The organism is Streptomyces sp. NPDC037410 (assembly GCF_055602235.1).
The window spans coordinates 38,140-52,657 of sequence record NZ_JBVJWR010000005.1 but is presented as its reverse complement, the minus strand read 5'-3'; the positions used below and the strand labels follow the sequence as shown (position 1 = coordinate 52,657).

The following is a 14,518-nucleotide window of genomic DNA, read 5'->3' as shown; positions in this document are numbered from 1 at the left end:
GGGTCCCGAACCGTACGATGGGTCACGTCGGGATCCGCCGTAGTCGGGCGGGCCCGCCTACCTTGAGCCGGGGGGCATGGTGGTGAAGTTCGGGCTGATCGGACCGCTCGTCGTCCACGACGGGACGGAACTGCGGCCGGTGACCGGCCCCAAGGTCCGCGTCCTCCTCGCCGCACTGCTGCTCCGGGCCAACCGCACGGTGTCCCGGGACACCCTCAAGGAAGCCCTCTGGGGCGCCTCGGTCCCCGCCAGCGCCGACGCCTCCCTCGCCAACCACCTCACCCGGCTCCGCCGCGTCCTCGCCGCCGCCGACGGCGGGACCGAGGAGCGGCTGCGCACCGTCGCCCCCGGCTACCAGCTCACCGTCCACGAGGGCGAACTCGACGCCGACGTCTTCGAGGCCCGGGTCCGGGCCGTCCAGGAGGCGCACCGGCGCGCGGACTGGGAGGCGGTCCGCCGGGAGACCGACCTCGCCAGGGTCCTGTGGCGCGGCACGCCCCTCGTGGACCTCGCTCCCTTCTCGGAGACCGAGGCGCCCGCACTCCGCGTCCACCAGCTCGCGGAGGCCCGCCTCCAGGCCATGGAATGGAACTTCGACGCCGAGCTGGGCCTGGGCCGTCACCACGAGGCCGTCGCCCCGCTCACCGCCCTGGCGGGGGAGCACCCGCTGCGCGAGGGCTTCCACCGGCGCCTCATGCTCGCCCTGCACCGCTCCGGCCGCCAGGCCGAGGCCTTCGCCGTCTTCCACCGGCTGCGGCGGGCCCTGGTCGACGAACTCGGCACGGAACCCGGCGCCGCCGTCCAGGAGGCCTACGCGGAGGTGCTCGCCGGAGAACCCGCGCCCGGCCAGACCCCCCGCGCCGCCTCGGCCCGCGCGCCCTTCCAGCTGCCCTGCGAGGGGGAGGCCTTCACGGGCCGGGAGGCCGAGGCCGCGACCGTACGGGCGCTGCTCGGGGTGCCGCCCGAGGCCCCGGGAACGGAAGGAGATCCCGACGAGGCACCCGGGAGCGGGCACGCGCCGGCCGTCGTGATCTCCGGCATGGCCGGAGTCGGGAAGACCGCGCTCGCGATGCACGTCGCCCACCGGGTGCGCGACGCCTTCCCCGACGGCGCCCTCTACGCCGATCTGCGCGGCTACTGCTCCGGCGGGGCGCGCACGGCCCACGAACTGCTCGCCCGCTTCCTGTCCGACCTGGGCACCCACCAGGACGCCCTGCCCGAGGACACCGACGACCGCGCCACCCTCTTCCGCTCCGCGCTCGCCGAGCGCCGCGTGCTCCTGGTCCTCGACAACGCGCGCAACGCCGCCCACGTCGCCCCCCTGCTCCCGGCCGGCGGGCGCAGCGCCGCCCTGATCACCAGCCGCCAGCTGCTCGCCGACCTGCCGCGCTCCGCGAAGGTCCCGCTGTCCCCGCTGCCCGAGTCCGACCAGCACGCGCTGCTCGCCCGGCTCGCCGGCGCCGAGCGCGTACGGAGCGAGCCCGAGGCCCTGGCCGACATCATGGCCGCCTGCGGGGGCCTGCCGCTCGCCCTGCAGATCGTCGGTGGCCGGCTGGCCTCCCGGCCCTCCTGGCCCCTCGCTCTCCTGGCGAAGCGGCTCACCCCGCACCAAGGGCGCCTCGACACCCTCGCCATGGGGCACTTCGACGTCCGCCGCACCTTCGCCATGAGCTACGTGGCCATACGGGACAGCGAGCAGCCGCTGGAGCGCGAGGCGGCGCGGGCCTTCCGGCTCCTCGGCCGGGTGTGGTCGGCCCACGCCGTCACCCCGCAGTCCGCCGCCGCGCTCCTCGACGTCACCGAGGCCCGGGCCGCCGCCGTCCTCGACGTCCTCGCCGACGCCCACCTCCTCCTCAACCCCGAACCCGACCGCTACCGGCTGCACGACCTGCTCGGCGAGTTCGCGGCGCAGCGGGACGACGAGGACACCGAGGAGGAGCGGACCGCCGCCCTGCTCCGGCTGCTCTCCTGGTACGTCGCGGCCGTCACGGCCGCGACGGTGGCCGCCACCCGCGAGACGCAGTCCCCGCCGCCGCTCGACGGGGACGTCGTGAAGAACATGCCGCTGCCCGAGTTCGCGGACGACGACGAGGCGATCCGGTGGACCGCGCGGGAACTGCCGGCCGTCCAGGACGCCCTCACCCGCGCCGGGGAGCTGGGCCGCTCCGACATCGCCTGGCGGCTCGCCGTGGGCCTCTTCGGCCATGCGAGCACGCACTGGTGGACGGGGGAGTGGGACGCCTGCCTGGAGCAGGCCATGGACATCGCCCGCAGGAACGACGACCGGCTCGGGCAGGCCTGGCTGCACCGGCGCACGGCCGTCGCCCACGGCATGGCGTACCGCAACGAGGCCTGCCTGGAGCACCTCCGGATCGCCCTTGACCTGTTCACGGAGCGCGCGGACCTCGCCGCCCAGGCGTCGATCCTCGGCAACATGTCGGTGCTGTACCTGCAGATCGGGGACTCCGAACAGGCGCTCGTCCACGCGGAGCGCTCTCGTGACCTCTACAGCGCGACCGGGAACCCCCGCGGCGAGGCGCTGCTCCTCAGCCGGACCGCGGACGTCCACAAGACGCGCGGGGAACCGGAACTGGCGGCCGCGGACTACCGGCGGGTCATCGAGCTGGTCAGCGGGATCGGCCACGGGGTGTTCCTCGCCACGACCCTCACCAACTACGGGGACACGCTGCGCGTCCTCGGCGACCGGGACAGGACCTTCGAGGTCCTCGCGGAGGCGCTGTCCATCCGGCTCCGGATGAACGACCAGGGAGGCACGGCCGACTGTCTCGTCTTCACGGCCCGGGCCCACCACCACTTCGGGGAGTGGGAGGCGGCCCGCGACACCTGGGAGTCGTGCCTGGAGCTCGCCCGTCGGCACAACCTCGGCATGCGGATCGACGAGTGCCTGGAGGGCCTCAAGGCCCTGGCGTCGGAGGTCCTGACGGAGGGGGATTCCTGAGGTCCTGACGGAGGCGGAGCCCTGAGGTCCCGGGGAGGGGAAGCCCTGAGGTCCGGGGGAGGCGAAGCCCTGAGGTCCCGTCACCCGGCGCCTGTCCGGCGCCCGTCCGGCGGCTCATGACCGGGTACGGGGTCATGGCGGCGGTCCGTCGAAGGCGAGGGTCCGGAAGACGTCCCTGACCCGCGCGAGCGGGCCGGGATCCCGGGTCAGGCGGAGCCGGTTGGTGAGCAGGACGGCCCAGCGGCCGCGCGCGGGCGACACCCACAGGGCCGTCCCGGTGAAGCCGAAGTGCGCCCAGACGTCGTCCGCCGGTCGCGTCCCCGGCGCCGGATGCCAGAACAGTCCGCGCGGCGGGACGAGCGGGCCCGTGTGGACGCGCAGCGACGCGGCGGTCCACTCGGCGGAGAAGGCGCCCGGCTCCGGGACGAGCAGTCGGCGCAGGAAGCGGCCGGTGTCGGCGGTGGTGGTGAAGACCCCCGCGATCCCGCAGGCCCCGCCGAGGAGCCGGGTCGAGAAGTCGTGGACGGTGCCCCGCAGCGGGGCACCGCTCTCCTCGTCGTACTCGGTGGGCGCGCACCGCTCCCCGACTCCGGCGGGCAGCGGCCCGTAGCGGGTCTCCGTCATGCCGAGGGGCGTCCAGATCCGGTCCGCGGCGAGCCGGCGGAGCGGCTGCCGGGTGAGGTGTTCGGCGAGGTAGCCGAGGATCAGCGACGCCCGGTCGGTGTACGCGACGGCCTCCCCGGGCCGGTGCCGGAGCGGCTCGGCGAGGACGCCGTCGCGGACGTCCTGCGGGTCGGAGCCGTACAGATGCCGGAGGTTGGCGCGCAGCGGGAGGCCGGCGGTGTGGGTGAGGAGGTGGTGCGCCGTCGCGTCGGCGAGCGGCCGTCCCGCCGCCTCGGGCCAGTACGAGCCGAGGGGCGCGGTCAGGTCGAGCTTCCCGGCGTCGACGAGGGTGCCGACGACCGCCCAGACCACGAGGATCTTGGTGAGGCTCGCCACGTCGAAGAGCGTGTCGGGGAGCGTCGGTTCACCCGGCCGCGCCGGGTCGAGCACCCCGACCGCCCCGGACGAGAGGGTCGTACGGCCGTCGCCCACGGCCCATGCGGCGCCCGGGTACGTGCCCGCGCGGGCGGCCTCGCCGAGGAGCCGCTCGAAGGGGTCGCTGCGATGGGCCAAGGCGTGCCTCCGACGGTCCGGGGAGGTTCGGAGGGCGGACCGTCGCGTGCCGGCGGACCGCCCTCCGAAGACATGCCCCGGCCGAACGGGAAGACACCCTTCCGTCAGCGGTGGCCGTCGCCCTTCTCGGCCTGCTCGGCGGTGGGCTTGCAGGTCACCTCGTCGCGCGGGGTGTAGTGGGTCTTGTACGTCTCCCGCTTGACCTCGACGCCGTCGTTCTTGAACACGCGGTCCACCGTGGTGTCGAAGCCCTCCAGGGGCGGCTGCGGCACACAGGCCTCACCGGTGCCCTCGCGCTTCACGGGCTGCGTGATGTTGGTGCGCGGTCCGGCGACCGCCTCCACGGAGTCGTACTTCTTCGTGCCGAGGAAGCTCACCGTGACCGAGTGGTCGGTGGCGCCCGCCTTGATGTAGATCGGCTTGCCCGTGTCGTTGCGGAACTTCAGGTCGAGCTGGCCCCAGGCGACGGTCGCCTCCCGGCCGGCCGGGTAGCGCTCGATGTAGAAGGAGTGGGCGCCGTGCTCGACGGGCTGCACCCCCGCGAAGAACATGGCGTTGTAGACGGTGGTGGCCATCGCCGACACCCCGCCGCCGGGCGCGGAGCGGTACGAGCCGTCGAGGATCATCGTGCCGTCGACGAAGCCGTTGTCCGGGGTCCGCTCGCCGACCGTCTTGTTGAAGCTCCACACCTCGCCCGGCTGCACCAGCGAACCGTTGATGAGCTCGGCCGCCCGGCCGATGTTCGTGGTCCGGTACGGCGCGGTGGGGAAGTTCACCGTGAACGTCGACATCTGCTCGGTGATGCCCAGGCGGGCCAGCGAGGCGGAGGTCAGGCCCGGCGCCGTCACCCTGGTCGCCACCGGGGCCGTACGGGCCGCGTCGCCCGACTTCGTGAGCAGCGGGCGCACGGCGTCGCCCAGGGCCTTCGCGGTCACCTCGTGGCCCGGCCGGCCCTCCGACTCCACGACGACCTTTCCGTCCCGCACCCCGAGGGACGGCTCCACGGGCGCGCCCGTCAGAGCGGCGAGGGGACGCGCCACGTCAGGGTCGCGCAGCAGGGCGTCCTCGTCGAGGGAGGCGGTGAGGCGGCCGCCGTCGTTCCGCACGGTGAGGTGGTCGGAGAGCGTGGCGGCGGAGATCCGCAGCCGCTCGCCGCCCGCCGTGAGCGTCACGGGGCCGGAGACGGCGGGCTTCGCGTACGTGTCGAGGAAACGGGACACCTCGGCGGCGTGCAGCCGGGGCGCGGTCACCTGGACGGGCAGCGTCACCGCGGCGGCGCCGGTGGCGGCCGGGTAGGCCGCGCGCAGGGACTCGGCGGCGCGGCCGGTGTCCAACTTGCTGCCCGTGACGGGCGGGGTCGCGACGGCCTTGCCGTCGCGGAAGGCGACGGACCCCTCGCGCACCGCGCGGTCGTTCTGCTTGGCCAGCTCGGCCACGGCGGTCCTGGTCTTCGCCTCGTCGTAGGCGTACACCGGCCGGACCTCGCGCTCACCGGAGGAGAAGAGCCGCCCGATGACGGTGACGGGGTCACGGGACGGGTCGGCGGCCCGGTCGGCGGTCTTCGCGACGTCCACGGTCAGACCGGCGGAGGCCGGGTCCACGGTGGCGGCCCGGTCGCCGACCTGCACGGCTATCGGCGCCTTCCAGGAGGCCGGGGCGGCGTCCGTCAGCCTGGCCTCGGCCTCGGAGCGGCTCATGCCGCCGATGTCCACGCCGTCGACCCGGGTGCCGGCGGAAATGTCGTCCCCGGTGGCGACGAGACCCGCCGCGTAGAGTCCGCCCAAGGCGACGGCGACCACACCCGTCGCGATCGCCGCCGTCCGAAGGCGCGGGCGGCGCCCCTCGCGGGGCGTCGGGTCAAGGTCGGTCCTGGAGCGGGGCACACGCTCTCCCGGGGCGTCGAGGGAATGGGGCAACCACACGACCGTACGCCGAAAGAGTGTCTTTTTGGCATAAAGGTGATATCTCCTACAGGGTTACGGAGTGGTGCAAAACGGACGCGTAGTGTGCGGCCGAACAGCCGCGGGCGAGCCGGCCCCGCGCGCCCCTCCGTTGCGGGCATGTGTTCCGCTAGGGCGATGGGGGTCCCCCTGCTCGAGCGAAGCCGAGAGCGTGGGGGAGGGGGGCACAACGGACGGCGCCCATGCCGGCGCCAGAGGCTCCGCGCCCTGACCCGCACCGCGAGTGACGGCGCCCTGGTGGTGCGGGTCGAGGCGCGGAACGCGGAGGCGCCGCTAGGGGGCGCCGTCCCGCTTGCCCACCCCGCCCGCCCGCTGCGAGGGTGGACGCATGATCTTCATCGCCGTCCGCTTCACCGTCCGCCCCGACCACGCCGACCGCTGGCTCGACCTCGTCGACGACTTCACCCGCGCCACCCGCGCCGAACCCGGCAACCTCTTCTTCGACTGGTCCCGCAGCGTCGACGACCCGAACGTCTTCGTCCTCCTGGAGGCCTTCGCCGACTCCGCCGCGGGCGCCGTCCACGTCGCCTCCGACCACTTCTCGGCCGGTCTCTCCGCCATGGCCGGTGCCATCGCCGCCACCCCCGAGATCATCAACGTCGAGGTCCCGCAGCAGGGCTGGGGCGCCATGGCCGAGCTGGCGCCGGCCGGCGCCTGAACCGCCCCGCCGCGGCCCCCGGCGCGCCCGGCCCCGCCTGATAGGTTCGCGTGAGACGCAGGCGGGGGCGGCGCCCCGAGGGGAGAGGCGGCACATGGCGGTGAGCGGGCGGCAGACCGGCAGGCCCACCCTTGAGGAGGTCGCGGTCCTGGCCGGAGTCGGGCGCGGCACGGTCTCCCGGGTCATCAACGGCTCCCCGAAGGTGAGCGAACAGGCCAAGGCCGCCGTCGAACGGGCCGTCGCCGAACTCGGCTACGTCCCCAACCGGGCCGCCCGCGCGCTCGCCGGCAGCCGCACCGACGCCGTCGCCCTGGTGATCCCCGAGACCGAGGCGCGGCTCTTCGCCGAGCCGTACTTCCTCGACATCATCCGCGGGGTCAGCGCCGAGCTCGCCGACGCCGACAAGCAGCTGCTGCTGACCCTCATCCGCAGCGAACAGGAGCGGCAGCGCTTCGAGCAGTACCTCGCCGCGCAGCGCGTCGACGGCGTCCTCCTCGTGTCCGTGCACGCCGACGACCCCCTGCCCGACCAGGTCCGTGCCCTCGGCCTGCCCGCCGTCCTCAACGGCCGGCGCACCCAGGACGAGCGCGTCGCCTTCGTCGACTCCGACAACACCGGCGCGGGCCGGGCCGCCGTCGCCCACCTCGCCGCCCGCGGCAGGCAGCGGATCGCCACCGTCACCGGCCCCCTCGACATGTACGTGGCCCGCTGCCGCCTCGACGGCTACCGCGAGGGCCTGACGGAGGCCGGGCTCACCCCCGACGAGACCCTCGTCGCCGACGGCGACTTCACCGAGGACGGCGGCCGCCGGGCCATGCGGGAGCTCCTGGACCGCAGGCCCGACCTGGACGCCGTCTTCGCCGCCTCCGACGTGATGGCGGCCGGCGCGCGGAGCGTGCTGCGCGAGGCGGGCCGCCGCGTCCCCGAGGACGTCGCCCTCGTCGGCGTCGACGACTCGGCGATCGCCCGGCACATGGACCCGCCGCTGACCAGCGTGCGCCAGCCCATCGAGGAGATGGGCCGCACCATGGCACGCATGCTCCTGGCGGAGATCGCCTCGCCCGGCGACCCGGACGAGCAGCCCCGCCGGATGCTGCCCACCGAACTCGTGGTCCGCGCCTCCTCCTGACACCGACGCGCCTCCTCCCGGCACCGGCCCGCGGCCCGCCGGTCCCGCCGGCGCCGAGATGCAGCCCTCCCGGGTGCCCCGGAGAATGGACACTCACGGGGCCCGTATCCGCGAACAGGGCGCTCCCGGCGGCGTCCGACCCGGCAAGGGGGCGGTGGACGATGACGCTGAGCCGGCTCAACCGGCCGCCCATCGCATCCCGGAAGCTGCGCGTCTGGACCCTGCTCTACGTCCTCGTCGTGACCCTGCTGACCGTCGCGTACCTGAAGGTCCCCTCCCGCCACACCACGCTGTGGGCGCTCATCGGGCTCAGCGGTGTCATCGCGATCCTCGTCGGCGTCCACCTGCACAAGCCGTCCCGGCGCTGGCCCTGGCTGGTGCTCGCCGCGGCCAACCTGACCTTCGTGAGCGGCGACACCGCGTACAACGCCCTGGAGGCCTTCTTCGGCCAGACCAGACCCTTCCCGTCCGTCGCCGACGCCCTCTACCTGGCCACCTACCCGCTCTTCGCGATCGGCCTCTTCGGATTCATCCGCTACCGGGCCGTCGGCCGCGACCTCGGCGTCGTCCTCGACGCGCTGATCCTCACCTCGGGGCTCGCGCTGCTCTGCTGGGTCAACCTCATCACCCCGCTCGCCAGGAGCGAGGGCATGACCTGGACCGAGAAGGCCATCTCCATCGCGTACCCCCTCGGCGACGTCCTGATGCTCGCGATGCTCGCCCGGCTCCTCGTCCCCGGCGGGCTGAGATCCAGATCCGTCCAGCTCCTCACCCTCGGCACCTGCGGCATCCTCGCCTCCGACGTCATCTACGGCATCCTCCAGCTCAGGGGCACCTGGCAGGTCGGCACCCCCCTGGACCTCGGCTGGGTCGTCTTCTTCACCGCCTGGGGCCTCGCCGCCCTCCACCCCTCCATGACCGGCCTCACCGAGCCCGCCCCCGAACCGCCCCCACGCGTCGCCGAGCGGCGGCTCGCGCTGCTCGCCGGAGCCTCCCTCGTCGCCCCCGCCCTGCTGCTCCTCCAGTCGCTGCGCCACAACCAGAGCAAGGACATCGCCGTCATCGCGATCTTCTCGGCCCTCATGTTCCTGCTGGTCCTCGCCCGGCTCTGGGGCATGATGAGCGACCACGGCAAGGCCGAGGCCCGCGAGCGCAGCCTCCGGCTCGCCGCCGCCTCCCTCGTCGCCGCCCTCAGCCCCCGCGAGGTCGCCGGAGCGGTCGAGACGGCCGCCGCCACCCTCTTCGGCCCCACCACGTCCCACCAGGTCCTCCTCCTCACCCGGGACCGCCGCGGCGGTCTCACCGCCGTGGCCACCGCGGAGCACCCCTGGAGCTGCCGCACCGACGAACTGATCCGGCCCCGCGGCACCTCCTGGTCCGAGCTGGTCGCCGAGGGCGCCCGGCTGCTCCCCCTGACCCGGCTCGACCCGTCCATCGCCGCCGAGATCACGCCCGAGACCCACGTCCTGCTCTGCCCCCTGGAGCTCCAGTCCCCCTCCGGAGGCGAACCGCTGCTCGGCGTGCTGCTCTTCGCGGGCTCCGAACGCAAACTCGCCGAGATATCGGGACCCGCCCAGTCCCTCGCCTCCCAGGCGGCCCTGGCCCTCGAACGCTTCGGGCTCAGCGAGGAGGTCAACCGGCGCACCAGCGAGGCCTACTTCCGCACCCTCGTCCACAACACCTCGGACGTCATCCTGATCCTCGACGACGACGACACCATCCGGTACGCCAGCCCCTCGGCCGAGTCCATGTTCGGCCGCTCCCTGCTCCCCGGCACCCCGCTGTCCGACCTCCTCGTCCCCGCCGACACGACCACCGCGCTGCGCCTCGTCGCCGACGCGCGTGCCCGCGGCGCCGCCGACGCCCGGGACGACTGGAAGCTGCTGCGCGGCGGCTCCGGGGAGCTGGAGGCCGAGGTACGGTGCAGCAACCTGCGCGACGAGCGCACCGTCCACGGCCTCGTCCTGACCCTCCGTGACGTGACCGAGCAGCGGAAACTGGAACGCGAACTGACCCACCGGGCGTTCCACGACTCCCTCACCGGCCTCCCCAACCGGGTCCTGCTCCTCGAACGCATCGAGCGGGCGCTGCTCCGCGGCCGCCGCGAGTCCACCCTGACCTGCATGCTCTTCGTCGACCTCGACGACTTCAAGGTCGTCAACGACACGATGGGCCACTCCGTCGGCGACGAGCTCCTCGTCGCCGTCGCCCGCCGCCTCACCTCGGTCCTGCGGCTCACCGACACCGCCGCCCGGCTCGGCGGCGACGAGTTCGCCGTGCTCATCGAGGGGGCGCGCGAGCCTCGCGACGCCGAGGCCCTCGCGGCCGAGATCGTGCACACCCTCAGCCAGCCCTTCCACCTCACCGACGGCGCCGTCTCCGTGTCGACCAGCGTCGGCATCGCGACCGTGCTCGACAGCGCCCACGCCGAGGAGCTCCTCGGCCACGCCGACCTCGCCCTGTACGCGGCCAAGGCCGCCGGCAAGAAGCGGTGGCGGCTCTTCCGCCCCGAGCTCCACTCCCGGCTCGTCGCCCGCCACGAACTCCAGGCGGGCATGGACCGGGCCATCGCCGACCACGCCTTCGCCCTGCGCTACCAGCCGATCGTCGAGGTGGACGGCGGCGCCCCCGCCGGTCTCGAAGCGCTCATCCGCTGGCCGCACGCCCGCCGGGGCATGGTGCCGCCCGACCAGTTCATCACCCTGGCCGAGGAGAGCGGCCACATCATGCCGCTGGGCGCCTGGGTCCTGGAACACGCGGCGCTCGACATCGCCCGCTGGCAGCGCGCCCACCCCGGCCGCGCGCCCCTGCGGGCCAATGTGAACGTCTCCGCCCGGCAGTTCCGCGACCCCGGCTTCCTCGAAGAGGTACGGCGCGCCCTGCACTCCTCCGGACTCGCGCCCGGCTCGCTCGTCCTGGAGCTCACCGAGAGCGTCCTCATGCGCAAGGACGTCCAGATCAGGACCACCATGGCCGCCCTCAAGGAACTGGGCGTCGCCATCGCCATCGACGACTTCGGCACCGGATTCTCCTCGCTCAGCTACCTCCGCGAGTTCCCCATCGACGTCCTCAAGGTCGACAAGTCGTTCATCGACGACATCACCACCGACCCCCAGCAGGTGGCGCTGGTGGAGGGCATCGTGCGCATCGCCGACGTCCTCGGCCTCCAGGTCGTCGCCGAGGGCATCGAGCACGAGGAACAGCGGGCGCTGCTCGCCGGGATGGGCTGCCGGTACGGGCAGGGCTACCTCTTCGCCCGCCCCATGACCGCCCACCAGGCCGAGTCCTATCTGCACCGCGCCCCGCCCGCCGCGAGCCGCCCGGCGGCCCGGCCCCCCGCCGGTCAGACCGCCCCCACGCCGGGGCCCGTCCCCGCCGTCCCCACCGTCCCCGCCGTCCGCGCCGCCGGGCCCCCGCGCGAATCCCGGTGGCGGGACCTGGAGCACCTCCAGCGGACCAGCCTCATGTGCGACGCCGTCATCGACGAGGTCGACGGCCGCCGCATCCGGGTCGGCGACGACTGGCTCGTCGACTTCGCCTCCTGCAACTACCTCGGCTTCGACCTCGAACCCGAGATCATCGAGGCCATCGAGCCCGAGGTCCGGCGCTGGGGCACCCACCCCAGCTGGTCCCGGCTCATCGGCAGCCCCCGGATCTACCCCCGCATCGAGGAGCGGCTCACCGCACTCCTCGGCGCCCCCGACACGCTCCTGCTGCCCACCATCACCCTCATCCACCAGTCCGTCATCCCGCTCCTCGCCGGCACCGGACAGGTCTTCGTGGAGGCGCAGGCCCACCGCACCGTGTACGACGGCTGCGTCGGCGCGCGGGGACAGGGCGCCGAGATCCACCGCTTCCACGCCGACCGCCCGGACGAGCTGGCCAGCCTGCTGCGCGGCGCACCCGCCGACGCCGGGCGGCTCGTCTGCATGGACGGCGTCAACAGCATGACCGGCAACTTCCCCGACCTGCCCGTCCTGGCCCGGATCTGCCGGGAGAACGGCGCCCTCCTCTACATCGACGACGCCCACGGCTTCGGCGTCATCGGGGAGCGCCACGCCGACGAGACCAGCCCGTACGGCTCGCGCGGCAACAGCATCGTGCGCCACCTGGGAGAGACGTACGACAACCTGGTCCTGGTCGGCGGCTTCTCCAAGGCCTTCTCCTCGCTGCTCGCCTTCCTCGCCGTCCCCAGGTGGCTCAAGGACCACCTCAAGGTGGCGGCGGCCCCCTATCTGTACTCGGGGCCCTCGCCGACCGCCTCGCTCGCCACGGCCCTCGCCGGACTCGACCTCAACGACGAGCGCGGGGACGAGATCAGGGGCCGCCTGTACCGCAGGACGGCCCGCACCCTCGCCCACGTACGGAGCCTGGGCATCGCCACCCCCAACACCGACGGCCTGCCGATCATCGAGATCCCGCTCGGCGACCCCGGGGACCTCGACGCCGTCGCCACCTTCCTCTGGGAGCGCGGCATCTACGTCACCCTCGCCTCCTACCCGCTCGTCCCGCGCGACCGGGTCGGCTTCCGCATCCAGATCACCGCCGCCAACACCGACGAGGAGATCGACCAGCTGTGCGCCGCCCTCACCGAGCTCGCCGGGCGGTTCACCCTGCAGCCCGCCGCGGCCCCCCGGCCCGTCACGGCCGGCCCGCCCGCGGAGCAGTGATGGACCGGACCCCGCAGGGCCCCCCGGCGACGGGCCGGGTACGCCGCAACCGGGACGCCGACTGGGACGACTGGCCCGTCGCCGACTACCTCGCCGAGAACTACCGCCGCCTCCACCCCTGCGACATCGGCGTCATCCGCCACCACTCCGCCGTCTACCGGCGCTTCGCCCCCGGCGCCCTGGCCCGCGTCCTCGAACTCGGCGCCGGGCCCAACCTGTACCCGCTGATGCTCGCCGGAGCCGCCGGACGGGCCGTCGACGCCCTCGAACCCAGCGCCGCCGGCGTCCGCTACCTGAGCGAACAGCTCACCCACGGCATCGACGACAGCTGGCGGCCCTTCTACGCCCTCTGCCGCTCCCTCGACCCCGCCCTCCCCGAGGACTGCGCGGAGGCGCTCCGCCGGGTGCGGGTCGTCCGCGGCACCGCCGACGACCTGGTCCCCGGCACCTACGACCTCGCCTCGATGAACTTCGTCGCCGAGAGCGTCACCGAGGACTTCGACGAGTTCACCGCCCTGTGTGAGGCCTACGTCCGCGCCGTCCGCCCCGGTGGCACCCTCCTGGCCGCCTTCATGGAACGCATGCCGAGCTACCGCATCGGCGACGGCCCGGTCTGGCCCGCCTGCCCGGTCGACGAGACCGCCCTGCGGTCCGTGTTCGCCCCGCGCACCACCGGACTGCGGATCGGCAGGGTCCCGAAGGACCTCACCCTGCCCGAGTACGGGGACACGGGCATCCTCCTGCTCACCGCCGAGGTGCCGACCCGCGCGCCCTCATGACAGCAGCTCCCGGTAGAGCGCCGCGTACCGGGCGGCGAAGCGCTCGGGGCCGAAGTGGTCCTCGACGAGGGCCCGTCCCCGCTCCGCGAGCATGTCCCAGGAGCGCGGCTGGTCCAGCAGCCACGCCAGCTGCTGCCCGGTGCGGCGCCCGTCACCCGCCGGGGCGCGCAGCACGGCGTGCCCGAAGTCGGCGAACTGGGGGAGGTCACTGAGGATCGACGGCCGGCCCGTGGCCAGCGCCTGGAGCACCGTGAACGGGATGTCCGGACTCCCGCCGAGCACGACCGGCGGGTACAGCAGCACCTGGACCGAGGCGAGCAGGGCGTGCATGTCCTCCACGTAACCGCGCACCTCGACGTCCGGCAGCCCGGCCGCGCCGGCCCGCTCCCGCAGTGCCTCGTCGAGGGTCGCGGTGTCCTGCCCCGGTCGTCCCCGCATCGCGAGCACCAGACGGAACCTGGCCCCCTCCCGGTGGGCCTCCGCCGCCGCCTCGATCGCGGTCTCCGCCCCGCCGTGCGGATCGTGGTGCCCGGCGAAGAGGACCAGGGGGAACCCCTCCGGCCGCGGCAGGTACGGCCACGCGTCGAGACCGATCATGGGCGGGACGACCCGGACGTCGCCGAAGTCGGCGGCCCGCAGCCGGCGGGCCATCGACTCGGACAGGGCGACCGTCGTCCCCAGGGAACGGCCGTGGGCCAGAAAGCGGTTGTCCGTCACGCCGGGCACGGTGTGCACGACGGGCCGCCCGCCGAGCAGCAGCGGGCGCAGCCGGGACAGGACCGGGAAGGTGCGGCCGATGGTCAGGAAGACGTGCACGAGGTCGACCCGGCGGGCGAACAGCGCCCCGGCGAGCGCGGACTGCACCCGCGCGGGGACGCCCGGCACCCCCTCCCGGGACAGGACGCGGACCGGCCGCCCGCGCTCCGGAGCGTCCCGGTGTCTGTTCGGCCACCGGGCGAACCACACGAAGTCCACGTTCGGCAGCGCCTCCAGGACGTCGCCGGCGAGGCGTACGGCACCGCCCTCCGCCCCGTCCAGCGGACCGCCGGTCAGGAGCAGGACACGGGGCCGCTCACCGCGGCGCATCGGGCACCTCCGCGGCGGCCGGTCCCGGGGGGGGGGGGGGGGGGGGGGGGGGGGGGGAAGCGGAGGAGGTTGGGGGGGGGGGGTTTGTGGGGGGGGGCGG

8 protein-coding genes are annotated in these 14,518 nt (G+C 74.3%); 5 read left to right on the top strand and 3 right to left on the bottom strand.

Going from position 1 to position 14,518, the window contains the following annotated elements; all coding sequences use genetic code 11:
- Positions 1-76: 76 nt before the first annotated feature.
- On the top strand, positions 77-2,959 hold the full coding sequence (locus tag ACZ7HT_RS09825; RefSeq protein WP_471162287.1) for an AfsR/SARP family transcriptional regulator: 2,883 nt from the start codon (positions 77-79) through the stop codon (positions 2,957-2,959).
- Between the two features lie 132 nt (positions 2,960-3,091).
- On the opposite strand, the gene ACZ7HT_RS09820 is transcribed toward ACZ7HT_RS09825, so the two are convergent.
- A complete protein-coding gene (locus ACZ7HT_RS09820; RefSeq protein ID WP_471162284.1) occupies positions 3,092-4,135 on the bottom strand; it encodes a serine hydrolase domain-containing protein in 1,044 nt (347 codons plus the stop codon).
- 104 nt (positions 4,136-4,239) lie between these two features.
- Positions 4,240-6,018 carry a VanW family protein gene (locus tag ACZ7HT_RS09815; protein WP_471162281.1) on the bottom strand — a complete coding sequence of 593 codons (1,779 nt, stop codon included), beginning with the start codon at positions 6,016-6,018 and terminating at the stop codon, positions 4,240-4,242.
- Positions 6,019-6,424: 406 nt separating this feature from the next.
- On the opposite strand from ACZ7HT_RS09815, the gene ACZ7HT_RS09810 reads away from it, so the two are divergent.
- The 4 genes from ACZ7HT_RS09810 (at position 6,425) to ACZ7HT_RS09795 (ending at position 13,332) form a co-directional block, all read left to right on the top strand.
- The gene (locus ACZ7HT_RS09810) at positions 6,425-6,754 is read left to right on the top strand and encodes a putative quinol monooxygenase (RefSeq protein ID WP_471162278.1); all 330 of its coding nucleotides are present in this window, start codon (positions 6,425-6,427) and stop codon (positions 6,752-6,754) included.
- A gap of 94 nt (positions 6,755-6,848) precedes the next feature.
- On the top strand, positions 6,849-7,883 hold the full coding sequence (locus tag ACZ7HT_RS09805) for a LacI family DNA-binding transcriptional regulator (protein ID WP_471162275.1): 1,035 nt from the start codon (positions 6,849-6,851) through the stop codon (positions 7,881-7,883).
- A gap of 161 nt (positions 7,884-8,044) precedes the next feature.
- Positions 8,045-12,553, top strand: coding sequence for an aminotransferase class I/II-fold pyridoxal phosphate-dependent enzyme (locus ACZ7HT_RS09800; protein ID WP_471162272.1), 4,509 nt, complete (start codon positions 8,045-8,047; stop codon positions 12,551-12,553).
- Positions 12,553-13,332, top strand: coding sequence for a class I SAM-dependent methyltransferase (locus ACZ7HT_RS09795; protein WP_471162270.1), 780 nt, complete (start codon positions 12,553-12,555; stop codon positions 13,330-13,332). The genes ACZ7HT_RS09800 and ACZ7HT_RS09795 overlap by 1 nt, the downstream gene beginning before the upstream one ends.
- On the opposite strand, the gene ACZ7HT_RS09790 is transcribed toward ACZ7HT_RS09795, so the two are convergent.
- A complete protein-coding gene (locus tag ACZ7HT_RS09790; RefSeq protein WP_471162267.1) occupies positions 13,327-14,418 on the bottom strand; it encodes a glycosyltransferase family 4 protein in 1,092 nt (363 codons plus the stop codon). The two genes, ACZ7HT_RS09795 and ACZ7HT_RS09790, sit on opposite strands and share 6 nt — an antisense overlap.
- Positions 14,419-14,518 lie beyond the last annotated feature (100 nt).